This is a genomic window from Phenylobacterium sp. RIFCSPHIGHO2_01_FULL_69_31, assembly GCF_001824475.1.
Taxonomy (GTDB): Bacteria; Pseudomonadota; Alphaproteobacteria; order Caulobacterales; family Caulobacteraceae; genus Phenylobacterium.
Genome location: NZ_MHXN01000007.1, coordinates 266,245 through 288,734, shown reverse-complemented (window position 1 = coordinate 288,734; position 22,490 = coordinate 266,245). Strand labels below are relative to the sequence as shown.

Annotated in this window: 23 protein-coding genes, 1 tRNA gene and 1 pseudogene; 13 read left to right on the top strand and 12 right to left on the bottom strand. The window is 68.9% G+C overall.

What is annotated here, in order from left to right; translation table 11 throughout:
• Positions 1 to 5: 5 nt before the first annotated feature.
• The 5 genes from A2790_RS05265 to A2790_RS05245 are packed head-to-tail and all read right to left on the bottom strand — an operon-like array spanning position 6 to position 4,764.
• The gene (locus A2790_RS05265; RefSeq protein ID WP_293388425.1) at positions 6 to 1,259 is read right to left on the bottom strand and encodes a hypothetical protein; all 1,254 of its coding nucleotides are present in this window, start codon (positions 1,257 to 1,259) and stop codon (positions 6 to 8) included.
• A complete protein-coding gene (locus A2790_RS05260) occupies positions 1,259 to 2,284 on the bottom strand; it encodes a hypothetical protein (RefSeq protein WP_068878840.1) in 1,026 nt (341 codons plus the stop codon). Before A2790_RS05260 ends, A2790_RS05265 begins: the two co-directional genes overlap by 1 nt.
• Positions 2,284 to 2,901, bottom strand: a complete 618-nt coding sequence (locus tag A2790_RS05255; RefSeq protein WP_068878841.1) for a DUF4186 family protein — start codon at positions 2,899 to 2,901, stop codon at positions 2,284 to 2,286. Before A2790_RS05255 ends, A2790_RS05260 begins: the two co-directional genes overlap by 1 nt.
• On the bottom strand, positions 2,894 to 4,324 hold the full coding sequence (locus A2790_RS05250) for a helix-turn-helix domain-containing protein (protein WP_068878842.1): 1,431 nt from the start codon (positions 4,322 to 4,324) through the stop codon (positions 2,894 to 2,896). The genes A2790_RS05255 and A2790_RS05250 overlap by 8 nt, the downstream gene beginning before the upstream one ends.
• Positions 4,321 to 4,764: a hypothetical protein gene (locus A2790_RS05245; RefSeq protein WP_156467385.1), complete on the bottom strand. Its 444-nt coding sequence runs from the start codon at positions 4,762 to 4,764 to the stop codon at positions 4,321 to 4,323. The genes A2790_RS05250 and A2790_RS05245 overlap by 4 nt, the downstream gene beginning before the upstream one ends.
• 225 nt (positions 4,765 to 4,989) lie before the next feature.
• On the opposite strand from A2790_RS05245, the gene A2790_RS05240 reads away from it, so the two are divergent.
• A complete protein-coding gene (locus tag A2790_RS05240) occupies positions 4,990 to 5,340 on the top strand; it encodes a hypothetical protein (RefSeq protein WP_068878844.1) in 351 nt (116 codons plus the stop codon).
• 38 nt (positions 5,341 to 5,378) lie between these two features.
• A complete protein-coding gene (locus A2790_RS05235) occupies positions 5,379 to 5,792 on the top strand; it encodes a single-stranded DNA-binding protein (protein WP_068878845.1) in 414 nt (137 codons plus the stop codon).
• A 232-nt stretch (positions 5,793 to 6,024) separates the two neighbouring features.
• Here A2790_RS05235 and A2790_RS05230 read toward each other — a convergent pair whose 3' ends face one another.
• Positions 6,025 to 7,089, bottom strand: coding sequence for a hypothetical protein (locus A2790_RS05230; RefSeq protein WP_156696744.1), 1,065 nt, complete (start codon positions 7,087 to 7,089; stop codon positions 6,025 to 6,027).
• Between the two features lie 162 nt (positions 7,090 to 7,251).
• On the opposite strand from A2790_RS05230, the gene A2790_RS05225 reads away from it, so the two are divergent.
• The 3 genes from A2790_RS05225 (at position 7,252) to A2790_RS05215 (ending at position 11,039) form a co-directional block, all read left to right on the top strand.
• Complete coding sequence (locus tag A2790_RS05225) at positions 7,252 to 8,067, top strand: alpha/beta hydrolase (RefSeq protein WP_082765360.1); 816 nt, start codon at positions 7,252 to 7,254, stop codon at positions 8,065 to 8,067.
• A gap of 457 nt (positions 8,068 to 8,524) precedes the next feature.
• Entirely contained in the window at positions 8,525 to 9,457 is a 933-nt protein-coding gene (locus A2790_RS05220; protein WP_068876738.1) for a DUF2493 domain-containing protein, read from the top strand.
• A gap of 340 nt (positions 9,458 to 9,797) precedes the next feature.
• On the top strand, positions 9,798 to 11,039 hold the full coding sequence (locus A2790_RS05215; RefSeq protein WP_293388419.1) for a DUF3363 domain-containing protein: 1,242 nt from the start codon (positions 9,798 to 9,800) through the stop codon (positions 11,037 to 11,039).
• A gap of 216 nt (positions 11,040 to 11,255) precedes the next feature.
• Here the strand turns inward: A2790_RS05215 and A2790_RS24405 are convergent, their stop codons facing one another.
• The 6 genes and pseudogenes from A2790_RS24405 to A2790_RS05195 all read right to left on the bottom strand — a co-directional run bounded on the left by A2790_RS24405 (position 11,256) and on the right by A2790_RS05195 (position 13,582).
• Positions 11,256 to 11,348 carry a hypothetical protein gene (locus A2790_RS24405; protein ID WP_363080452.1) on the bottom strand — a complete coding sequence of 31 codons (93 nt, stop codon included), beginning with the start codon at positions 11,346 to 11,348 and terminating at the stop codon, positions 11,256 to 11,258.
• Positions 11,339 to 11,956, bottom strand: a complete 618-nt coding sequence (locus A2790_RS05210) for a Fic family protein (RefSeq protein WP_293388418.1) — start codon at positions 11,954 to 11,956, stop codon at positions 11,339 to 11,341. The genes A2790_RS24405 and A2790_RS05210 overlap by 10 nt, the downstream gene beginning before the upstream one ends.
• Before the next feature lie 28 nt (positions 11,957 to 11,984).
• A pseudogene (locus A2790_RS24400) lies at positions 11,985 to 12,200 on the bottom strand (hypothetical protein); the annotation flags it as partial.
• A 210-nt stretch (positions 12,201 to 12,410) separates the two neighbouring features.
• A complete protein-coding gene (locus A2790_RS05205) occupies positions 12,411 to 12,647 on the bottom strand; it encodes a hypothetical protein (RefSeq protein WP_068879392.1) in 237 nt (78 codons plus the stop codon).
• Between the two features lie 287 nt (positions 12,648 to 12,934).
• Positions 12,935 to 13,010, bottom strand: a tRNA-Ala gene (locus A2790_RS05200).
• Positions 13,011 to 13,126: 116 nt separating this feature from the next.
• Positions 13,127 to 13,582, bottom strand: coding sequence for a TIGR02300 family protein (locus A2790_RS05195; protein ID WP_293388417.1), 456 nt, complete (start codon positions 13,580 to 13,582; stop codon positions 13,127 to 13,129).
• Between the two features lie 124 nt (positions 13,583 to 13,706).
• On the opposite strand from A2790_RS05195, the gene aroA reads away from it, so the two are divergent.
• The 8 genes from aroA (at position 13,707) to trpB (ending at position 22,488) form a co-directional block, all read left to right on the top strand.
• Positions 13,707 to 15,050 carry a 3-phosphoshikimate 1-carboxyvinyltransferase gene (gene aroA / locus A2790_RS05190; RefSeq protein ID WP_293388414.1) on the top strand — a complete coding sequence of 448 codons (1,344 nt, stop codon included), beginning with the start codon at positions 13,707 to 13,709 and terminating at the stop codon, positions 15,048 to 15,050.
• Complete coding sequence (cmk, locus tag A2790_RS05185; RefSeq protein ID WP_293388412.1) at positions 15,050 to 15,724, top strand: (d)CMP kinase; 675 nt, start codon at positions 15,050 to 15,052, stop codon at positions 15,722 to 15,724. Before aroA ends, cmk begins: the two co-directional genes overlap by 1 nt.
• Positions 15,725 to 15,888: 164 nt before the next feature.
• Complete coding sequence (gene rpsA / locus A2790_RS05180; protein WP_293388410.1) at positions 15,889 to 17,595, top strand: 30S ribosomal protein S1; 1,707 nt, start codon at positions 15,889 to 15,891, stop codon at positions 17,593 to 17,595.
• Between the two features lie 130 nt (positions 17,596 to 17,725).
• Positions 17,726 to 19,681, top strand: coding sequence for a DUF3857 domain-containing protein (locus A2790_RS05175; protein WP_293388407.1), 1,956 nt, complete (start codon positions 17,726 to 17,728; stop codon positions 19,679 to 19,681).
• Between the two features lie 152 nt (positions 19,682 to 19,833).
• Positions 19,834 to 20,124, top strand: coding sequence for an integration host factor subunit beta (locus A2790_RS05170; RefSeq protein WP_068877780.1), 291 nt, complete (start codon positions 19,834 to 19,836; stop codon positions 20,122 to 20,124).
• Between the two features lie 29 nt (positions 20,125 to 20,153).
• Positions 20,154 to 20,570 (top strand): large-conductance mechanosensitive channel protein MscL, encoded by a 417-nt coding sequence (mscL, locus tag A2790_RS05165; RefSeq protein WP_293388404.1) that lies wholly within the window; start codon positions 20,154 to 20,156, stop codon positions 20,568 to 20,570.
• Between the two features lie 43 nt (positions 20,571 to 20,613).
• Entirely contained in the window at positions 20,614 to 21,258 is a 645-nt protein-coding gene (locus A2790_RS05160; RefSeq protein ID WP_293388401.1) for a phosphoribosylanthranilate isomerase, read from the top strand.
• A gap of 9 nt (positions 21,259 to 21,267) precedes the next feature.
• Positions 21,268 to 22,488 (top strand): tryptophan synthase subunit beta, encoded by a 1,221-nt coding sequence (gene trpB / locus A2790_RS05155; RefSeq protein ID WP_293388398.1) that lies wholly within the window; start codon positions 21,268 to 21,270, stop codon positions 22,486 to 22,488.
• Positions 22,489 to 22,490: the final 2 nt, after the last annotated feature.

The window sequence follows — 22,490 nt, the reverse complement described above, 5'->3', positions numbered from 1 at the left end:
GCCCTTCAGCCGGGCCCGCCACGGAGAGTCCGCCGGAACGCAGTCGAGGAGCCGTTCAAGAATCGCGCGTCGTTCACACTGCGGTCCCATGACGATACTCCCACAAGCATCGCCGCATGCGCGAGGTCGCGCGCAGCGATCCGGGCAAGCTCGTCAACGCGCTGAATCGGGTCAATCGACGGCGAATCGCGCGACTCGATTCCTGCTGGATCGAGTCCTTTCGGCCACAGGTCATTCCGGGCGGCCAGCGCCAGCATGGCCTGCAGGGTCGAGCCCGGATCGCAGACGAAGGCGCGGTTGCCGCTGGTCCAGAGGTTCGCCCGATCGCGCCCCGCGGCGCGGGCGCTCACGCTCGGGAAAACCTCGTCGGGAACCAGCGGCGTCAGCGGGGTCGCCGGCACCGCGGGACCGGCGATCAAACGGAAGCGAACGCCCTCCAGCGTCAGTTCGAAGGCCGGGCGCGCGGGCGGCAGCGGCTGCGCCTCGCCTGGGCCGGTCTTTCTGAAGGAGAGAAGGTCACCCCGCCGCCAGGACGGCAGCCAGGCCGACACGCCGGACGTGCGCATGGCGGCCAGCTCGAAGGCGGGCGTCCGGTACGTCAAAGCGTCCGGCTCGTCAGCGACGAGGCTGAGGCCCGCCACGACCGCGGTTGCGAGGCTCGCGACCCGCTCATCGGCGGCCGTCGGCCTCACGCCCGCCGACGGCGCGCCGACCAGCACCCAGCCGCCGGCCCGGCACGCTGCGCCGGCCTGGGTCAGCAGCGCGTCGAACACCGCCGGATACCATGGGGGATCCACGATGGCGGCGGCGCAGCCCTCCGGGGCCGCGCGCACGAACCGCGCGTCCGCCGCCACCCGGGCGGCCAGGGCCGCGCCGATGACGTTGTCTTCGCAGGCCACCACGAAGCGCCGGGCGGCCCCGCTCCGGGCCGCCGCGAGCACCACCGTGGGCACGCCCAAGAGCAACACGGCCTCGCCCGCCTGCGTCAGGTCCACCGCGCGGGCCAGGAGGGCGTCGGCGGTGGCGTCGTCGAACCGCCATTCGGCGTCCAGGGGGTGCGGCAGCGCCAACCCGTCACCTTGCGCCAGCACCGAGGCGGGCGGCGGCCTGGCGGCCTCAGAGGCCAGCCGCCTGGCGTCGGCGCCTGCGCCCACGTTGAGCGCCGCCAGGACGTCGGTGGGGTGTCGCCCGCCGGCGCCGGCCACGATGTCGGCGAAGCTCAGCGCGGCGACCGGTCGGGGAGCCGAGGCGTCGTCCACTACGGCCTCCCCAGCGGCACATCGACCACGCCGAGCGCCCGCATCTCCCGCGAGAAACGCCGGTCCAGCTCGGCAGTCCAGAGCGCGATCGCCCCCTCCTGCACGCGGGCGGCGGCCTCGAACCGACCATGGCCGCCACGACGCTCGCGCTCGCGGGTGGGCGAGAAGTCGCCGATCTGCAGCGGGACCACCCGCAGCGGCAGATTGGGGTGCAGCGCCTGCAGCCGATCCATCAGGCCGGGGACGCCGCGGGCCACGGCGGCTTCGTCCGGCCCGGTCAGGGTCACGTAGCCGTAGAGATCCAGGCCGAGATCGAGGTAGCAGCCGAAGCGGCGGAACTGCGCCTCGAACGCGTCCGGCCGGGCGCCGGTGTTGAAGGCGAATGCCTCGGCGTCGAACCCCTTGAAGCAGCAGACGCGGCCATAGTTGCGGTAGGCGGCGAGGCGATCGCGCGCCGCAGCGTCCAGGTGCGTGAACACATAGTCGGTGCTGAGGTTGTCGTCGGACCAGAGATAGGTGGTGTCCGCGAGGCCTGCGGTCTGCAGGGCCTCCATGGTCCACACCACCCATTCCGGGGTAAGGTCGGGCGAGCCGCCGGACAGGTCGATAACGTCCGGGCGCTCCGGTTCCCGGGCATAGAGGTCGACGAGTTGCTCCGCGGTGACCCAGGCAGCGCGCGTCTCGTCGCCGCCCAGCATGTTGAACGGCACGAAGCAGTACCAGCAGCGCCAGCCGCAGGCCGCGTTCTGGAAGACTTGGGCGTGGACCATGTCGCCGCCGGGCCATCCCAACCGTCGCGCGGCCGGATCGATGGGCAGCGGGTTCTCGGGCCAGCCCGCCGCCGTGGCGCGACGGAAGTGCCGCACCCGCCCCAGGCCCTCGCAGTTGGGCGGCACGGTCAGATCGCCCTCTTGATCCGATCCCGCGAACCGGCTGACCAGCACCTCGCGCGTTGCCGGGCGCACGATGCGGCTGCGCATCGTCGCGGCGAAGGCGTCGGTGTCGATCAGCTTGGCCGGGCTCATCAGCTGGCGGGCTCCGGGGGCTTCGGCGCGGGCGTGGCCGCCGGCTCGGCGAACAGCTCCGTCTCGCGCAGGTCGAGATAGGCCCCCACGAGGCCCGCGCAGTAGTCGAGCTCCGGCGCCGTCAGTTCGCGGCCGCGCTCGATGCCATGCCAGTACTCGATGCATTTGCGGCAGCAGGTGGCGGTCGCGTGCTGAGCGAAGTGGATGGCGCTGCCCTCTTTCGGGGTCTGGGTGCCGTCGCGCCAGATGTCGGCGCGGCCCACCTTCTTTTCCAGGTAGGGCCGCACCTTGGCCCGGAGGCCCGTCGGCCCGAGCGTCTTCGCCTCCGCCCGCGCCGGTTCATCGAAGTCGGCGTGAAAGAATACGTGGCGGATCAGCTCGTGCTGCAGCTCGCGGAACACCCCACCGACATCGGCGAGATCGCGCCGCTTGACGCGGTCCCAGTCCACCAGCTTCGCGCCGCAGTCACGGCACTGGCCCTCGTAGCTCTTGGCCCACGCCTTCTTGCGGCGGTTGGGGGCGAAGGCGTGGCGGCCCGACTGGCAATCGCTGTCGGAGCACTTCACCTCAAGCGGCTTGAAGTCGGGCAGTTGGTCGAATTCGGGATCGTCAGCCATCGGCGGCCTCGTCATGGAGAGCGAGGGTCAGGAGATTGAGGTCAGCGTCGCCCAGACCCTCGAAGGCGAACCGCTCGAAGAAGACCTCGCGCGCGAAGGCGAGCGGGTCGAAACTGGTGTCCTGCAGGCCAGCGGCCGCGCCCCACCAGTTCTCGCCCTGCAGAGAGAGCCGGAAGGCCGTGTAGTTGGCGAGGCATGCCACATCGACGGCGCGGTCGGCGGCGACCGTCTCAACCGCCCCCTTGAGCCGGCGCAGGTCGCCGCCCACCCGCGCCATGGCCTCCTGCACCAGATCCTCGGCCGCGCCGTTGAGCGTGACCTGGCCGGCGAACCAGCTGCACATCTGCTCCTCTCGCGATTGGCGGCGTTCGTCGGACGTCTCGGCGCCCTCCACCACCTCGAACGTGTCGGCGTCCGGGTCCTCGGCCGCGTGCCGCAGCTCATGGATCAGGTCGAACAGCCAGCGCGCCGGGTAGCGGTGCGCTTGCTTCAGGACCACCACGTTTACGCCGCCCGCTCGCCAGCAGGCGCCGTGGAAGGCGCCCGGATCGTTGAGCGGCAGGACGACCACGCCGAAGTCCCACGCCAGCGACAGAGCGCTGCGGAACTCCACCGCGCCGTAACGCTCCAGCAGCCGCTCGCGGAACACGCGCCACTCGCTCGGAATCCGCTCCCGGGGGCGACCGGCCATCGCCTGGGCGCAGACCTCCGCCAGGTGGTGGGCGTAAGCGGTGTAGATGGCGGCCGAACGACCGTCGCGCCCCTTCGGCATCTTGAAGCGGGCGGTCGCGCCGGCGAACTGCCCCATGTCGAGGGGGGCCGACCCCATGATGGCGTCCGTGGACCAGCCGAAAACGCCGCCGACGCGCTCCGCCGCCTCCGAGAGGCCATCCCCCTTGAGATCGAGGTCGGGCGCGATGCGCCGGCGGATGAACCCTTCGTCCAAGCCGATGGCCTTCAGGCGCTGCAAGATCGCGGTCGGGGCGGCGGGCTCCAGAAGCTCCAGGCGCTTACGGACCTTCAGGCCGATCGCGTCGGCCACGTCGACGAGGCGGCTGAAGCTGGCGCCGTCGTAGCGCGTGGCCTCGTAGCGTTGGATCTGCTGCTCCTTCAGGCCGAGGCGATCGGCGAGCTGGCGCTGGGTCAGGCCGGCGGCGATGCGCGCATGGATCAACGCCATCGGAAGCTCCGCCAGCGACTCCACGTCGAAGCGCTTCACCTCGCCGGCCCGCAGCCGCTCATAGGCGCGGATCTCGGCTTCCAGTGCTTTCAGCTCGCCCCGGACGGCGTCGATCTGGGCGGTCTTCAGCGCGGGATGCAGGTCGGTGACGTCGAGGCTGCCGGCCTCCATCGCCTCCAGCGCGGCCCGGAAGCGCTGAGCCTGGGTTCGCGCCTGTGCGAGCTGGCGTTCGTTAACGATCACGGCAGCGCCCTCACATCGAGGAGGACCACGCCTTTGGCGCGGCCCTCGCGGTCCTGTTGGAAATAGTCCTGGTAGATCATTCCCGTGGTCTGACAGGCGACGTGCCCCCACGGGAACAGGTCGCCGAAGTACTTGGCCTTCATCGCCTTGCGCCCGTCCGTGTGGCGCAGAAGCACGGGGTCGACGAGCAACCCGTTGACGCCGTTCGGATCGAAGGCCGCGTCGTAGTCCCCGGGCAGCTCCTTGGCGGTGACGAAGCTGCCGTCGATGATGGCCGCCCGGCAGCCCGCCATCTTGAGGTTGCGAAGCGCCCGATAGAGGCCATTGGCGAGGAAGCGGCGGCGCTGGTTCCAGGAGAAGGCCGTGACGAAATTACCCCAGGGCCAAGGGTGCAGGCCCACGGGCAGATAGCCGGACTCGGGATCGAACGACGGCACCATGAACACAACATGCTTGTTGTGTGGTAGAGTTGTCAACCACACAATGTCTGCGTTGTGTGATCGCGTGACTCCGCCGGGCCGTCGGGACGTCCTGCACGCGCGAGATGGGCGCAAGGCGCCGCGGCCGGAGGCCGCGCCGGTTGGGAAGGCGGGAGAAGGGCTCCGCAGGGCGAAGCACAGGCTGGGAGGTGGTCTCCCGGCAGCTTCGATCTCAAGGAGACTGACATGCAGAACGTGGTGTTCGTGGGCCGCTTGGCGGCCGACCCTCAGGTGACCGACGACTTCGGCAAGGCGGTGTTCCGGCTGCTGGAGAACCGCGGCCGGGACGCGGACGGCGCCGACCGGGTGGTGGGCGTCAACTGCGTGAGCTGGGCCAAGGGCCTCAACGAGAAGGTCATTGCGCCCGGACTCGCCAGCGGCTGCGAGGTGATGGCCATCGGCGCCTTCGTGGACAACCTCTACGAGGCCCGCGAGGGCGGCCAGCGCGCCGCCAAGGAGCTGGTGATCCGCTCGCTCACCGTGCTCGACTGGGCGTCCGAGCGCTCGGCCGGGGTCCCGGCCGCCCAGGCGGCCTGACCTCTTCCGTAATCCCATTCCTTCTAAGGAGACTGACCATGCAAAGCGTGATCCTTGACGGCTACCTTGCCGCCGACCCGTCGATCCTCACCGCCCAAGGCTCGGGCAAGCGCCGGGCGAGCTTCCGCGTCCTGGAGACCGCCCGTTTCCGGCGCGGCGACGGGCAGCCGGGCGAGCGGACCACGGGCTTCAACTGCGTCTGCTTCAACGAGCAGACCACCGAAGCCTACATCTCGCCCTACGCCAGGAAGGGCGCCCGCGTCGTGGTGTCCGGCCATGTCGAGAACGACACCTGGACCGGGCGCGACGGCGTCGTGCACTACGACCTGCGGCTCGTCGTCGAAAACCTGCGCATCAAGTCCAAGCGCGCCGTCGACGACGACGTGGACGAGACCGAGCCCCCGGCCGGTCCTTCGCCGAGCGTCGATCCCGACGACGAGATCCCGTTCTAGCGCCTGTCACCGCTGACCTAATGGCCCCGCCGGCTCCGCCGGCGGGGCTTTCTGCGTCTGGCCGCCGGAACAGGGTTTGACCTGATATGGGCAGATTGCGCACAGGGTTGAGCGTGGTCGCGCGAGAGAGGCCGCGCAGCTTGATGTCTTCGACCTCCTGGAGCGGCGGCGCATGTGGGGTGAAGACGGGCGTCCGGCTCTGGGCCCGCTTATGCTGCGCGCGCGGACCCCTTCAGGCCGGCGGACCCGGCGGGCGGAATTCCCCCGCGTGGGTCAGGAAACGCACGTAGCCGGTGGCGATCGCCTTGGCGACGGCCTCAGGATCGCGGGTCCCGTCAACCTCCATCGCCCCAGCCTGGACGTGGTTGCGGACGGCGAACAGCAGCGTGGCGCCAAACGCCTCGGGGTCGAAGTCCTTCAGCCGCAAGGGCGGGCGTTGGGCAACGATCATGGCCCACTTGCGGTGCGCGACGTAGGTCATGAAGCTGGGTCGGCCGATGAGGTCGCGGTTGGCGAGCGCAAACATGGCCGCCACTTCCCGCAGCTGCAGGTCGTTGATCGGGCCGGTGATCAGGTCCAGCCGGTCCGACCAGGCGCTCTCCGCCGCTGTGCTGTCGTTGAGGGTCGCCACGATCCCGATCTTCCCGACCCGGACCAGCACGGTCTGCGCGTCGGTGAAGTCGAGGTAGTCGTAGTCGCCCTCGAGGGTGGCCGACGCGATCTCGAACACCTGCAGCGAGCCGATGACCTCCGGCATCAGGCTCGCGCCCGTATAGGGCGCCCGTGCCACCGCATGGACGTGGTGAAGGTCGGCCCAGTCGTAGGCCTCGCCGATGCGCGCGTCGCCGCGCCGCCGATCCTTGTGCACGGGGATTCGTCCATCCTTGAGGTGCACCTTCAGGAACAGCAGGCAGAGCCACACGAACAGCAGCTCGCGGCCCTTGTCGTCGAGGCGCGACGCCACGGTGGCGGCGTCGCCGTCCAGCAGTTGCGAGACCGGGTCTTCGACCGTTCGGCCGAGCAGCGTGTTGCAGGGCTCGCAGCACGGCACGCGGTAGCCGCCGTACTTGCGGCGCTCGCCGGTCGGCAGCGTGATCTCCTTGTCGAAGAGCCCATAGCGCCGCAGGATCCAGCGCGGAACGATGTGCTCGTCGTTGAAGTCTTCACGGTGCGGCGCGCCACAGATGAAACAGCAATCGCCCTCGCAGATATCGCGCACGAAGCGCGCGCAGCTGAACAGCAGGATGCGCCCATCCTCGCCCACGATGGCGTCGTCCTGAACGGGATCATCGGCCATGGCCGTCATGGGCCAGCCATAGCCTTCGCCGCAGGCGGCCTCCAAGTCGGACGATGATCGTCGCGCTCGCTCGCAAGCTCCTCATCGCTTTCTGGCGGCTGGTGACCACAGGCGCCTTGCCAGACGGCGTGATCGTTGCGGACCGTCCAATCCCGGTTGAAAATGAAAACCAAGTACGGGCAGAGAGCGATGAACAACACAGTTCGTCTCTACGGTCGGCCGCCGTATCGCGTTGTTCTGGTGCACGGGGGGCCCGGCGGCGCGGGAGAGATGTCGCCGCTGGCGCGACGACTGAGTCAGTGCATGCCGGTGGTCGAAGCGATGCAGACCAAGCTCTCCATCCAAGCGTTGATCGAAGAACTTCGCGACCAGATCGCGGCGCATGCGCAAACGCCCGCGGTCATCGTCGGCCATTCCTGGGGCGCGTGGCTCTGCCTGCTTTTCGCCGCGCACCATCCCGATATGGCCGAGCGGCTCATTCTGATCAGCAGTGGCGTGCTGGAGGACCGATACGCCGAGGTTCTGCGAGCAACTCAGTCGGCCAGGTTGACGGAAATTGAACGGTCTGAAATGGCCAAGCTGACGGGCTTGCTCGACGATCCGGACGTTCCGGACAAGGGTGCCCTTTTCAGTCGCTACGGCTATCTGTTCGACAAGATCGAGAACTATGACGTCGAACCTGAGGCGCAAGAACCATTCGAGACCGATCCGGCGATCTTCAACCACGTGTGGACCGAGGCGGCGGCCATGCGGTCCAGCGGCGACCTGCTGCGGCAGGCGTCGCTGGTGCAATGCCCGGTGCTGGCCATCCATGGCGACTACGATCCGTCTCCAGTGGAGGGCGTGCGCGAACCCTTGGCGCGCGTACTGAAGACGCCCTTCGAGTTCCTGGTGCTTAAGAACTGCGGCCATACGCCCTGGCTCGAGCGCCACGCGCGGGATGAGTTCTACGAGATCCTTGAGGCTAACGTCGCCTGAACGACCCGGGCGCAGGGCTGCCTTTCGTTGCTGATCGAGGCCAGCGGCTCTTCCATATCGGCAAGGGCGGTCATCCGGGCAGGCTCCTTCGCGGACGCGCGGTCTGGCGGACCGGGCCCAGGCTGACAAGAGGTTTGGCGTGCCCCGGCCTGCGGCCGGGTCGGGCTCTAGTCGCCTGCGGCTCCCGGAGCCCCGTTCCGGGTCTCCGCCCATTCGGGTGACGATCCCTCACGCATGGCGGGCCCGCCTTCGCAAGCTCGGCTACTGAGGGGGCACACCACACAACGACCTCCAACCGTATCACGTCACCCAGGGCGTCAACGGCCTGCGGCCGTTCCCCTCCGCTCCGCCCTTTGGGCTGCGCTCCGGTGACTCCCCCGGGGCCCGACGTGGCGGGGGGAAAGGTCGTTGCGCAAGGCGCGACGGCGATCCTTCACCTCATCTTGGAGTCATCGTCATGACCTTCTCCCTTCATGCCTTCTCGGCGTCCGACACCCGTTTCGATGTCCAGGCCGCGGCCCTGGAAGACGTCCGTCCGCATCCGACGGAGGACGCGCTGGTTCAGCTCGGCCATGTGCTGATGACCGAACTCATCGACCTCATCGGCGACACGGCCCTGGAAGATATGCAGACCATCCTGTGCGAGAGCCTGATCGGCGCCTTCCATTCGGCGGCCGGCCGGATCGAACGCGACGGGGACCGGGCGCGAGACCGGATGCGGCTGCTGGAGCGGGACTTCGACGGTTCCGAGCTGGCCGACACCGAGCTGCAGGAGGCGACGCGGGTGACGCGCGCAGCGGACGTGGCGCAGGCGGCGGCCGAGCTGGTCCGCGATGCCGCAGCCGAGGTCTACACGACCCAGACCGGCGAGGTCTGGACGGCGTGGCGCGGCAGCCGGCGCGGCACGCGGATGACCGCGGCGCAGCTGGAGGCTAAGGCGGCGATCCGGGCCGTGGAGCGCCGGCGTCGGGGCGAGGCGGACCCGGGTGGGCCCGTGGTCGCCTTCCGGGCGGCGCCGTTCGCCGACAGCGCGGAGGATGCGCAGCGGATCTTCGACGCCCTGAACTGGGCGAAGTCGGAGTGGCCGGACATGGCGCTGGCCACGACCGGAGCCAAGGGCGCGGAGCGGATCGCCATACGCTGGGCGCAGCAGAAGTCGGTGACGCTCGTGCTCGCGCGGGCGGACTTCGATCGGCACGGGAAGGCGGCGCCGTTCCGAGCCAACGATGACCTGCTGGCCCTGGAGCCAACCTGCTGCCTGACCCTGGCGCAGTCGCTGGAGCTCGGCCGGGCGGAACGCTCGCATCCGTTCGGACCCGCGCTGAATCTGGCGCAGCAGGCCACGGCGCGCGGCGTCCGGCACGTGGCGATCCTGGCCAAGGCGGCCTAGACCCAACCTCTCTTCTCCCTTGCCCGCTTGGCTTCGGCCGGGCGGGCTTTTCTTCGTTTGGTCGTCGGGTTGAGGGGGATCGGGACCGAAGGCCAGACGACAGTACCGACCCAACTCGGCGTACATCAGCCAGGAGTCCGGGGTTGCGGATACTGATTGTCTCAGGTTGTTTGCTATTGATCGTTGTTGATGTGGCGGGCGTTTTTGGTCGGGAGGGCAAGATAAAAGGGTATTTTGGCGTTCTTCTTTCCGGTATTTGTTCAGATGGTTAGCAGCGCGGCAACGCGACCGGACGACTTGCGGTGACGCGCGGCCTCAGAATGAAGGTCGAGGTCTTCCGATGACGGTCCGTCAGGCGATGCAGGCGCGTCTCGAGACGCATGACGGTTGTGAGCATCGCGGCCGGATCGCACGCCTGCCGCGGACCCTGAAGGCGGATCGCAACGGCGTCCGGCTCGGCATGATGAAGCGTCTCGCCGCGTCGCGCCTCTTCGCGCTCGGCGACCGCGCCGGCGTGCTCAGGACGGCTCAGAAACGGTCAGGCCGTGCCTTCCGTCTGGATGTGCGCCAGCGCGTCATCGTCAAGGGTCTGGTCTCCCGGCACACCAGACAGGGCGCCCTGCGCGGCGAGGCCTTGAGCAAGCACCTGGCCTATCTCGGCCGCGCCGGCGCCGGGGCCGACGGGGAGCGTCCGGAGTTCTTCGACCGCGCCGAGGACGGCGTCGACGCTGCGCAGATCACGGACGGCTGGGGCACCGACCGCCACCACTTCCGTTTCATCATTTCGCCGGAGCACGGCGACCGGATCGCCGACCTTCGCGACTACACGCGCGAGGTCATGCGCCGGGTGAGCGCGGATCTCGGCCAGCCGGACTTGGCCTGGGTGGGGACCTGCCACTTCGACACCGACCAGCCGCATGCCCACGTCGTCGTGCGGGGCCGCAAGGCCAATGGCCGCGACCTCGTAATTCCCCGGGACTACATGGGCTACGGCTTCCGGGCTCGGGCCCAGGAAATCGCCCACGAGCGGCTGGGCGATCTGTCCCGGGCCGAAGCGGAGCGCCGCATCTGGCGCGAGACCCAAGCCGATCGCTTTACTGGTTTCGACCGCCGACTGGAGCAGGCCGCCGACGCGCAGCGGATGGTCGATGACGGTGTCGGCGGAAGCGATGCCTGGGCGGCCCTGACGCGCGGCCGGCTCCGCAAACTGGAGGCGTTGGGCCTCGCGACGCGGGTCGGGCAGCGGTATCGACTGCATGACGAGATGGAGCCGCGCCTGCGCGGCCTTCAGCTGCGCCAGGACATCATCCGCACGCTCCACCAACGGCGTCTCGAGACGGGCCGCACCGTCCGGGAACTTGGCGCTGGGCGGGTGCGCGGCCGGGTTGTCGGCCGTGGCGCGCACGATGAGCTGGGCGGGGCGGCGTGGGTCATCGTGCGCGACCGGGACGGGGTCGAGCACTACGCGCGTCTCGCGTTCGCGCAGCAGCTCCCGGAGCTCGGCAAGACGATCGACCTGGCCGCGGGGCCGAGGGGCGCCCAGATCGGGACGTCGGTTCGATCCAGCGGTCTCGAGCGCTAAGTCCCAACCGCCTGCCATATGCACTGTCGTCGGTGGAGGCTTCGCGCGAAGTTGGCTGCCCTCAGAGGTTGCGTGTCGAGCTATGCCGACGCCTCAGGGTGCGCAGATCAAGGTCAAGTCCATCTCAGCCGCAAGCGCTTGTCGTTCGCTTCCGTGCTCGCGAGAGGCGCGCGGAATAGACCCGTCGAAATGTGAGCCTTGGGTCGGGCTCTGGGCTTAGACGGCTTGGATATTCCCCAGGAGGTCCAGCAGCGCCCGGTTCATGTAGTAGCTCTCGCGGCCGATCTTGTGCTTTCGCATCAGGCCGATCCGCGTAAGTTCGTCGAGGTAGCGTGTCGAGCCGCGTCGTCTGGCCGGCCATCTGCCCGACCCCGTCCAGCATGTAGATGAGCCATTCTTCCCAGACGCCATCGGGACGGACCGCCTGCAACAGGCGATAGTAGTCGGCCTTGTGCTGGTTGATGTAGCGCGAGAGGTAGAGCACCGGCGTGCCCAGCAGGTCCTCCTTCACCAGATAGGATGTTCAGGATCCGTCCGGTCCGGCCATTCCCGTCGTAGAAGGGATGGATGGTCTCGAACTGGTGATGGATCACGGCCATCTTCACGAGAGGATCGAGGTCGAGCGTGTCCTCGCCGTTGATGAAGCGCTCGAGGTTCGCCATCAGCGGCGCGATCTCTTCGTAGCTCTGGGGCGGCGTAAAGACCACTTCCCCGGTCTTGTCGTTCTTCAGGGCGGTGCCGGGGAGGCGGCGAAAGCCTGCCTGATTGCGCTCCAGGGTCGCCTGCATGGCCAGGATGTCGTTGATGGTGATCAGTCCCGTCGCGCGGACCGTGTCGAAGCCTTCCCTCATCGCGCGCGCGCAGGCGTAGACCTCCTTCGCCGCGACGCTCGTGAACCGGGTTGGCCATGTCGTCACTGCGATAGAGGTCGTCGTGGGTCGTGATGATGTTCTCGATCGCCGAGCTGTCCTTCGCCTCCTGCAGCGAGAGCGTGTTGATCCGGCCGCGCCCTTCAGCTCCGCCAAGGCGCGGTGTGCAGTGGCGAGCTTCTTGAGGACCCGCTTGGTCTCCAGGTCCACGGACAGTGGCAGGAGCGGTGGGACGTGGCTGGCGACCAAGGCCATTCGGAACCGATCTGCATAGGATTTGGCGATTTTCCATACATGATCGGAGGACGTGTATAGACCTCGTCGAAGTTCCTTACATGCCGGCTGGACGCGTCAAGAGTCGCCGCTTCCTATGCAATGTGCGTCTCACATGTCTGGAAAAGCCGCCGACCTAAGCACATTGCCGGTAGACTTCCCGCGCCGAGAGCCGGGAGACCGCCTCGGTTCGCCGAGAACTCCGCAGACGCATGCCGCAGACCCGCCGTCAGTGGAGCTTGCGGTCACCCGTTACATGGTCGGTCTCGACCAGGGTCGGCCGTCCCGCCCGGCGCCCACATTCGAGCGGGCGCAGAATGTCGTCGTGGAAAGCGTCGACGATGATGGCGAGCGCGACGACGTGGCGGCTCTCGGGACAGTCCGCGGCAAGATCAAGAACGGCCCTGACGAGATTGCTGTAGAGCCGCTTTGCGGACTCGATATCGGACGCTGAGGCATTAGCCATCTACGGGTCTCCGTGCCGGCGACATCATCGCCGCGATCACGATCGTCCGTCGATACGTAACCTTACCCCCCTTCCGCCAGGCTGCGCTTCGGGCAGGCCAGTCTTTGGCGTGGCGCCGGCGAAACACCTGACGCTGCGTGGAACGCGGCGAAACGCCGGGCAGTGGCAGACTGCAAGTGGTACCCCGGTGGTACCCAGCCCGGCTCGGCTTTCGTAGGATTGGTATGCGCGCTCAGGCGCTTGCCTGAAAATGGTGAAGGCCCCCAGTGGGTTACTGGGGGCCTCCGTGGTGGAGCTAAGCGGAGTCGAACCGCTGACCTCTTGAATGCCATTCAAGCGCTCTACCAACTGAGCTATAGCCCCGAGGTCGGGTCTTCCCGGGAGGCTGGCCCCCCGGGAAGGCGCGGAACCTATTCAAACCGGTTCCCGCGATCAAGCCCGCTTTCAGGCTTTTTTCGTCGCAGGCGCCGGAGGGGTCCCTACCGGTCGTCGTCGCCCTCGTCCGGAAGGCCTTCGATCTCGGACTCGTCGAAGTCGTCCTCGTCCTCGTCTTCGAGGAACGGAACGTCCGCGTCGTCTTCCTCGACCTCGTCCTCGTCCGTGAATTCACCGAGGTCCTCGGACACCGGCGCCGGCTCGTCGGCGTCGTCGTCGTCGGTGACCAGCGGCGGCTCGTCGGCGACTTCGTCGAGTTCGGGCGTGACCGCCTCTTCCTCTTCTTCGTCCTCGTCGGCTTCCTTCTCGGCGACCTGATCTTCGACCTGATCGTCTTCAGGCACGATGGTGCGGGCGCGGACGCGGCGGTTGCGGACGGCTTCGTCGGGATCGAACTCGGTCTGGCACTTTGGGCAGTGCGCGGGACGCTTGCTCAGATCGTAGAACTTAGCCTGGCAGTTGGGGCAGATTTGCTTGGTGCCCAGCTCGGGATTGGCCAAAGGCGGCGACCCTCATAAATAGCGATTTTGCGATAAGGCGGCGTCCCTTGCCACGCAGGGGGACGGCTGTCAAAGCAATCCCCCGCACGACCAGAGCCCACATTCGGAGGCGAGTTTTCGACACATGACGGCGGCGAACCTGACCGCCAGGCGCGCAGGCCCCCTTCGGGGCGTGGTGCGTGCTCCGGGGGACAAATCCATCAGCCATCGTGCGCTCATCCTGGGCGCCCTGGCCAGCGGCCTCACCGAGATCGAGGGCCTGCTCGAAGGCGACGACGTCAAGCGCACGGCCGCGGCCATGGCCGCGTTCGGCGCCGGCGTGGAACGGCTGGGCGAGGGCAAGTGGCGCGTGGAGGGCCGCGGCGGCTTCTCCGAGGCGGCCGACGTGATCGACTGCGGCAATGCGGGCACCGGCGTGCGCCTGATCATGGGCGCGGCGGCGGGCTTCGACATGGCCGCCACCTTCACCGGCGACGCCTCGCTGCGCGGACGGCCGATGAACCGGGTGCTGAAGCCGCTGGGCGAGATGGGCGCCAGCTGGATCTGCCGCCAGGGCGGACGCCTGCCGCTGACGCTGAGGGGCGGGAACCTGCGCCGCATCGCCTACACCCTGCCCGAGCCCTCGGCGCAGGTGAAGTCGGCGGTGCTGCTGGCCGGCCTGCACGCCGACGGCGGCGCCGAGGTGATCGAGCCCGAGGCCACTCGCGACCACACCGAGCGCATGCTGCGGGGCTTCGGCGCCGAGATCGAGGTGCGCGAGGCGGGGGCCGGACGCCACATCGTTCTGCCCGGCGGGCAGACGCTGCGCGGGACCCGCATCCACGTGCCGGGCGATCCCTCCTCGGCGGCCTTCCCGCTGGTGGCGGCCCTGGTGACGCCGGGGTCCGAGGTCACCGTGCAAGGGATGCTGCTGAACCCGCTGCGAATTGGCTTGCTGGAGACGCTGGGCGACATGGGCGCCGACATCTCGGTGACCAATGTGCGCGACGAGGGCGGCGAAACCGTCGCCGACGTCACCGCCCGCCACTCCGAGCTGGAGGGCGTGGAGGTTCCGCCCGAGCGGGCGCCCTCCATGATCGACGAATATCCGATCCTGGCCGTGGCCGCGGCCTTCGCCTCGGGCAAGACCACCATGCGCGGCATCGGCGAGATGCGGGTGAAGGAGAGCGATCGGATCGCGCTGATGGCCGCGGGCCTCGCCGCCTGCGGCATCGGCGTCGAGGAAGAGCCAGAGGCCCTTACCGTCGTCGGCGCCAAGCGGGGGAATCACCTCGTGGCCGGCGGCGCTGGCGTGACCACTCATGGCGACCACCGGATCGCCATGTCGCATCTGATCCTCGGGATGGCGGCGGAAGAGCCGGTGACTGTGGACGAACCCGGCATGATCGCCACCAGCTTCCCGGGCTTCGTCCAGATGATGCGCGGTCTGGGCGCGGAGATCGGCGAAGATCTGCCGGCGACGGTGTGATGGGCAAACCTGTGCGGGGGACGTTCATCGTCGCGGTCGATGGGCCGGCGGCGTCGGGCAAGGGCACGATCGCGGCGCGGCTGGCGCACGACCTGGGCCTGCCCATGCTGGACACCGGCCTCCTGTACCGGGCCGTGGGCGTCCTGATGGATCGGGCGGGGCTGTCCCTGGACGACGAGGGCGCGGCGGCGGCGGCGGCGGCGACGCTCACCTCGGACCTGCTGGGCGACCCGCAGCTGCGCACCCGCGCGGCGGGCGAGCTGGCGAGCCGGGTGGCGGTGCACCGGCGGGTGCGCGACGCCCTGCTGGACTTCCAGCGCACCTTTGCGCGCCAGGAGGGCGGGGCGGTTCTGGACGGCCGCGACATCGGCACCGTGATCTGCCCGGAGGCGCCGGCCAAGCTGTTCGTCACCGCCACCCCCGAGGTGCGGGCGGAGCGGCGCTGGAAGCAGCTCTTCGGCCAGGGCGAGGAGGTGTCGTACGAGGACGTGCTCACCGACATCCGCAAGCGCGACGCCCGGGACGGCGGCCGCGACGCCGCGCCCATGGTGGCCGCGCCCGACGCGAACTTGCTCGATACGACGCAAATGACTATAGAGCAGGCCGCCGATGCGGCCCGCCGTATCGTCGAGGCGGCGCGCGTCCGCTGGGAAGCCGGTCAACCGGCCGACTAGCCGGACAAATCCAACCGCGCCTTTCCCTCGCACGGCTGCGGGCAATTTTCACGGCGCGGGGTCCGCTTCGCGCCTTCGGTTGCAACCCTTAACCCGACCAGCGGGAGTCCGTCCGACACCATCCGGTGTGCGGGCCCATTGGTCATTTGAAGACGAAAGTACACATGGCTGACGATCTGAGCCTCAACCCCTCGCGCGACGACTTCGCCGCGCTGCTCGACGAGTCCCTCGGCGGGCGCGACTTCATGGAAGGCCAAGTGGTCCACGGTCTCGTGGTGGCCGTCGAGAAGGACTTCGCCATCATCGACGTCGGTCTGAAGACCGAAGGCCGCGTTCCGCTGAAGGAATTCGGCATGGACGAAGGCCGTCCGGCGCTGAAGGCCGGCGACACCGTCGAGGTGTTCCTGGAGCGCGTCGAGAACGCCATGGGCGAGGCGGTGATCAGCCGCGAAAAGGCCCGCCGCGAGGAAGCCTGGACGCGCCTGGAAGGCGTCTACGAGAAGAACGAGCCGGTGATGGGCTCCATCGTCGGCCGCGTGAAGGGCGGCTTCACCGTCGACCTGGGCGGCGCCTCGGCGTTCCTGCCCGGCAGCCAAGTCGACATCCGCCCGGTGCGCGACGTCGGCCCGCTCATGGGCCGCGAGCAGCCGTTCGCGATCCTCAAGATGGACCGTCCGCGCGGCAACATCGTCGTCTCGCGCCGCGCCATCCTGGAAGAAGCCCGCGCCGAGCAGCGCACCGAGCTGGTCAGCCAGCTGCAAGAGGGTGAAGTCCGCGAAGGCGTGGTCAAGAACATCACCGACTACGGTGCGTTCGTGGACCTCGGCGGCATCGACGGCCTGCTGCACGTCACCGACATGAGCTGGAAGCGCGTCAACCACCCGAGCCAGGTGCTCGCGGTCGGCGACACGGTGAAGGTCCAGATCGTCAAGATCAACCCGGACACCCAGCGCATCTCGCTCGGCATGAAGCAGCTCCAGTCCGACCCGTGGGACGGCGTGGAAGCCAAGTACCCGGTGGGCGCCAAGTTCACCGGCCGCATCACCAACATCACCGACTACGGCGCCTTCGTGGAGCTGGAAGCCGGCGTCGAAGGCCTGGTGCACGTGTCGGAAATGTCGTGGACCAAGAAGAACGTCCACCCCGGCAAGATCGTCTCCACCTCGCAGGAAGTGGATGTGGTCGTGCTGGACGTCGATCCGTCCAAGCGCCGCGTCTCCCTGGGTCTCAAGCAGGCCCTGGCCAATCCGTGGGAAGCCTTCATCGCGGCCCACCCGATCGGCACGGTCGTCGAGGGCGAGGTCAAGAACGCCACCGAGTTCGGCCTGTTCATCGGCTTGGAAAACGACATCGACGGCATGGTGCACCTGAGCGACCTGGACTGGGCCACGCCCGGCGAGGAAGCCATCGCCAAGTACCAGAAGGGCGAGACCGTGAAGGCCCGCGTCCTGGACGTCGACGTCGAGAAGGAGCGCATCTCGCTCGGCATCAAGCAACTGTCGGGTGACCCGCTGCAAGGCGACACCTTCCGCAAGGGCCAGACCGTCACCTGCACCGTCACCGAGATCACCTCGGGCGGCATCGAGGTGAAGTTCGGCGACGAGGAAGCCCCGATGACGGCGTTCATCCGCAAGTCGGACCTGTCCCGCGACCGCGCCGACCAGCGCCCCGAGCGTTTCGCCGTCGGCGACCGCCTGGACGCTCAGGTCACCAACGTCGACAAGGCCGCCCGCCGCATCTCGCTGTCGGTGAAGGCCCTGGAGATGGCGGAAGAAAAGGAAGCCATCGAGCAGTTCGGCTCGTCGGACTCCGGCGCTTCGCTGGGCGACATCCTGGGTGCGGCGCTCCGCGAGAAGGCCCAGAAGGAATAGTCCCCCTGGGAAAAGCTTCGGGCCTGATGGCTTGAACATCGAACGGCGGATCGGGAAACCGGTCCGCCGTTTTCGTTTTGTGGCGCTCGCTCTATCGTGCGTCCCTGGTTTTCGAAGGGTCGCCTCAAAAGTGCGTTTCGCCCGTCTCGCCGCCGGCCTCGCCGCGGCCCTGCTGCTCTCAGCTCCCGTGCATGCCGCGCCCAAGCCGGTCTTCGGCCCGCCGCCCAAGTGGGTCGACGTGGCGCCCGTGCCCGAGCCGCCGCCGTCCGAGGGCGCGCCCGCCGTCCAGACCCTGCTGGACGACAACCAGAGCCGGCTCACGCCCCAGGGGGACACCTACTACAACCGCCGTGTCCGCAAGGTCCTGAAGGCCGAGGGCCTCCCGGCCCTGACCACCTTCGGCGTCACCTGGGACCCGCAGGACGAGGTGGTCACGATCCACACCCTGCGCATCCTGCGCGGCGGCCGCACCATCGACCTGTTGGGCAAGGGGCGGCAGATGCTGGTCCTGCGCCGCGAGCAGGACCTGGAAAAGGCCATGCTGGACGGCCGCATGAGCGCCACCCAGCAGATCGAGGGCCTGCAGGTGGGCGACATCCTGGATGCGTCCTGGACCCACTCGGGCCGGGACCCCGTGGCCGGCAATCGCTCGTACGACATGGAAGGCCTGTCCTTCCCCGGCGTGGCCAGCCGCTATCGGGCGCGACTGTCATGGCCGACCGGCGCCCCGATCCGCTACCGGACCACCGAGGGCTTCGGCGAGCCGAAGCTGAGCCAGGATGGCGACTGGACCTACCTCGTGCTGGACGCGGCCGGCGTCCAGGCGCCCAAGCCGCCGGTGGGCGCGCCGCCGCGCTTCCGCCGCCTGGGCTTCATGGAGACCTCCAGCTTCGAGAGCTGGAACGAGATCTCGCGCATCATGGCGCCGCTGTACGCCCGGGCGACGTCGATCTCGCCCGGCTCGGACCTGCGCGCCGAGATCGACGCCATCGCCGCCAAGTCGACCGATCCCAAGGTCCGCGCCTTCGAGGCGCTTCGGCTGGTGGAGGAGAAGACCCGCTACTTCTTCATCGGGATCGGCGACGGGGGCTATGTGCCGGCCTCGGCCGACGAGACCTGGCGGCGGAAGTTCGGCGACTGCAAGGGCAAGACGGCCCTGCTCCTGGCGATCCTGGCGGAGCTGAAGGTCCCCGCCGAACCCGCCCTGGTCAGCTTGGGCGGCGGCGATGGCATGAACGAGCGGCTGCCGTCGCTGGCGGCGTTCAACCACGTGATCGTGCGGACCGAGATCGAGGGCAAGACCTACTGGCTCGACGGCACGCGGACCGGCGACCGCAGCGGCCTGGACGCCCTGCGCCCGCCCCCGCACCGCTGGGCCCTGCCGATCCGCGCAGACGGCGCCGACCTCGTCGAGATCGTCGTCCCGCCGCTCAGCGAGCCGTTCGTCGAGGCGACCACCCGCTTCGACGCCTCCAAGGGCCTGGATGCGCCGGCGCCGATGGAGATGGTCAGCCGTTTCCGGGGCGATGCGGCCAACGGGCTGCGCCAGATGGTGGCGGCGGTCCCGCGCGCCGACCTGGAGCGCAACTTCCGCCAGCAGATGTCGGGCAACATGAGCTGGGTCGAGGTGCAGAAGGTGGAGTGGAAGGACGACGTGGCCAACGACGCCTTCGAGGTGCGCATGGCGGGCGTGGCCGACCTCGACTGGCGCAAGAACCCGGACCTCGGGATGCTGGAATACAAGGTGACGGCCTCCACGACGAGCGCGCCGGGCTTCCCGCGCCGGGAACCTGGGCCGAACCGCGACGCGCCCTACGCCGTGCCGTTCCCGATCTATGTCCGCTCGACCACCGAGGTGGTGCTTCCGGGCGGCGGCAAGGGCTTCACCGTGCGCGGGCCCAGCGGCAAGGAGACCATCGGGGCGATGGAGCTCAGCCGCGGCTCGACGATCGCCGGCGGCGTCGCCCGCTTCACGACCGACATGCGCTCGCTGGCGCCTGAGATTTCGGCAGCCGACGCCGAGGCGGCGACCCGCACGCTTCGCCGGATCGCCGGGGAAGACAGCCTGATCCGCGCGCCCCTCTAGGCGCGGAGCCGCGTGGCCAAGGGGGGCGTCGCGCAGGGGTTGTGGCGCCCGCCCGGTCGCCAAGCTTGGCCATGGAGTACAGTAAACACGCTTTTTGCGCCTTGATCCCCGTGTCGGGGTCCGCCATGGTCGCGCCGGTTCGAGGGGCGCGTATGATCAAGTCCGAGCTGATCGCGAAACTTGCGGAGGAGAATCCGCATCTCACGCAACGCGACATCGAGCGCGTGGTGGGCGTGATCCTGGAGCGCATGATCGAGGCCCTGGAAGAGGGTGGCCGCGTCGAGCTGCGTGGCTTCGGCGCGCTGTCCGTCCGCTCGCGCGACGCCCGGGCCGGCCGCAACCCCCGCACGGGCGAGCCGGTTGACGTCCGCGCCAAACACGTCCCCTTCTTCAAGAGCGGCAAAGAGCTGCGGGAACGACTGAACGCCGACGACGAGGGCTGATCAACGGCCCTCCGGCAGGGGAGCGCGCCATGGGAATCTTCTCCGAGTTCCGCGAGTTCATCCAGCGCGGCAATGTCGTCGACCTCGCGGTCGGCGTGATCATCGGCGCGGCCTTCAACGACATCGTCAAGGTCCTGGTGGACCAGGTGGTCATGCCGCCCATCGGCATGCTGATGTCCGGCGTCGATTTCTCGAAGCTGGCGGTGGTGCTGAAGCCCGACGACCCGGCGACCGAGGCCAGCGAACTGGTGGCGATCCAGTACGGCGCCCTGATCAACGCCGGCATCAAGTTCCTGATCGTTGCCTGGGTGGTGTTCCTGCTGGTGAAGGCGGTCAATACGCTGCGCCGCCAGGAGGCCGCCAAGCCGCCCGAGGCGCCGCCGGCGCCGACGCCGCAGGAAGCGCTGCTGGCCGAGATCCGCGACCTCTTGAAGACGCGAGCCTGACCGGGGCCTTGCGCCGGGCGCTTCGGCGCCCCTAATCCGCCTTATGGCAGCCAAGGCGAAGATTTGCGGCGTATCGACCCCCGAGGCGGTGCGCGCCGCCGTGGACGGCGATGCGGCCTATCTGGGCTTCATGTTCTTCCCGAAGAGCCCCCGCAACATCGCCCCCGGGGCGGCGGCGCGGCTGACCCCGCCCGCGCGTGCGCGCGGCGTGAAGATCGTGGCCGTCGTGGTCGACCCGTCCGACAACGAGATCGACGCCATCGTGACCGGCCTCGATCCCGACCTGATCCAGCTTCATGGCAAGGAGACCCCGACGCGGGTGCGTGAGATCGCCCAGCGGTCGGGCCGCGGGATCGTCAAGGTCGTGCCGGTCTCGGAGGCCTCGGACTTCACCGCGGCGGCGGCCTACGAGCCGTTGGTCGAGCACCTGATGTTCGAGACCAAGCCGCCCAAGGACGCCGACAGGCCGGGCGGGCTGGGTGTCGCCTTCGACTGGACGCTGCTGCAGGGGCGCCGCTTCCAGCGGCCGTGGTTCCTGGCGGGCGGCCTCGATCCCTGGAACGTGTCGGGCGCGATCGGCGCCGCCAAGGCCCCGTTGGTGGACGTTTCCTCTGGCGTGGAACGCGGTCCGGGACTAAAGGACCCGGCCTTGATCACGGCGTTCCTCGACGCTGTTCGCCGCGCGTAGAGGCCTGCCTTGGACGCCCCAGCCCGACCCAACGACTACACCGCCTATCCCGACGACAAAGGGCGTTTCGGCGACTACGGCGGCCAGTACGTCCCCGAGACGTTGATGCCGCTGGTCCACGACCTGGACGCGGCCTATGCGGCGGCCAAGGCCGATCCGGCGTTCCAGGCCGAGCTGGCCGGCTACCTGACGCACTATGTCGGCCGCCCCAGCCCCCTCTATTTCGCCGCGCGGCTGACCGAGCACTTCGGCGGGGCCAAGATCTATCTGAAGCGCGAAGAGCTGAACCACACCGGCTCGCACAAGATCAACAACTGCATGGGCCAGATCCTGCTGGCCATGCGGATGGGCAAGACCCGGATCATCGCCGAGACCGGCGCCGGCCAGCACGGCGTGGCCACCGCCACCGTCTGCGCCCGTTTCGGCCTGCCCTGCATCGTCTACATGGGCGCGGTCGACGTCGAGCGGCAGAAGCCGAACGTGTTCCGGATGAACCTGCTGGGCGCGGAAGTCCGGCCGGTGACGTCCGGCTCGGCCACGCTCAAGGACGCCATGAACGAGGCCCTGCGCGACTGGGTCACCAACGTCCACGACACCTACTACCTGATCGGCACCGCCGCCGGCATGCACCCCTATCCGGAGATGGTCCGCGACTTCCAGGCGGTGATCGGCCGCGAGACGCGCGAGCAGATCCTCGAGGTCGAGGGCCGGCTTCCGGACGCGGTCGTGGCCTGCGTCGGCGGCGGATCCAACGCCATCGGCATCTTCCACCCGTTCCTCAACGACGAGGGCGTGAAGCTGATCGGCGTCGAGGCCGCGGGCGAAGGCATGGATACCGAGCGCCACGCCGCGGCCATCAACGGCGGGCGCCCCGGCGTCCTGCACGGCAACATGACCTACCTGCTGCAGGACCGTGAGGGTCAGATTACCGAGGCGCACTCGATCTCGGCCGGCCTCGACTACCCCGGCATCGGGCCCGAACACTCCTGGCTCCACGACGTGGGCCGGGCGACCTATCTCACCGCCACCGATGCGGAATCCCTGGACGCCTTCATGCTGCTCTCCAAGCTGGAGGGCATCCTGCCGGCCATCGAGTCGGCGCACGCCCTGGCCCGCGTCGGGGACGTCGCCCGCGACGTCGGCAAGGACGGTATCGTCGTCCTGAACCTGTCCGGGCGCGGCGACAAGGACGTCGGCACGGTCGCGGCGCACCTTGGCCGCCAGATCTGAGG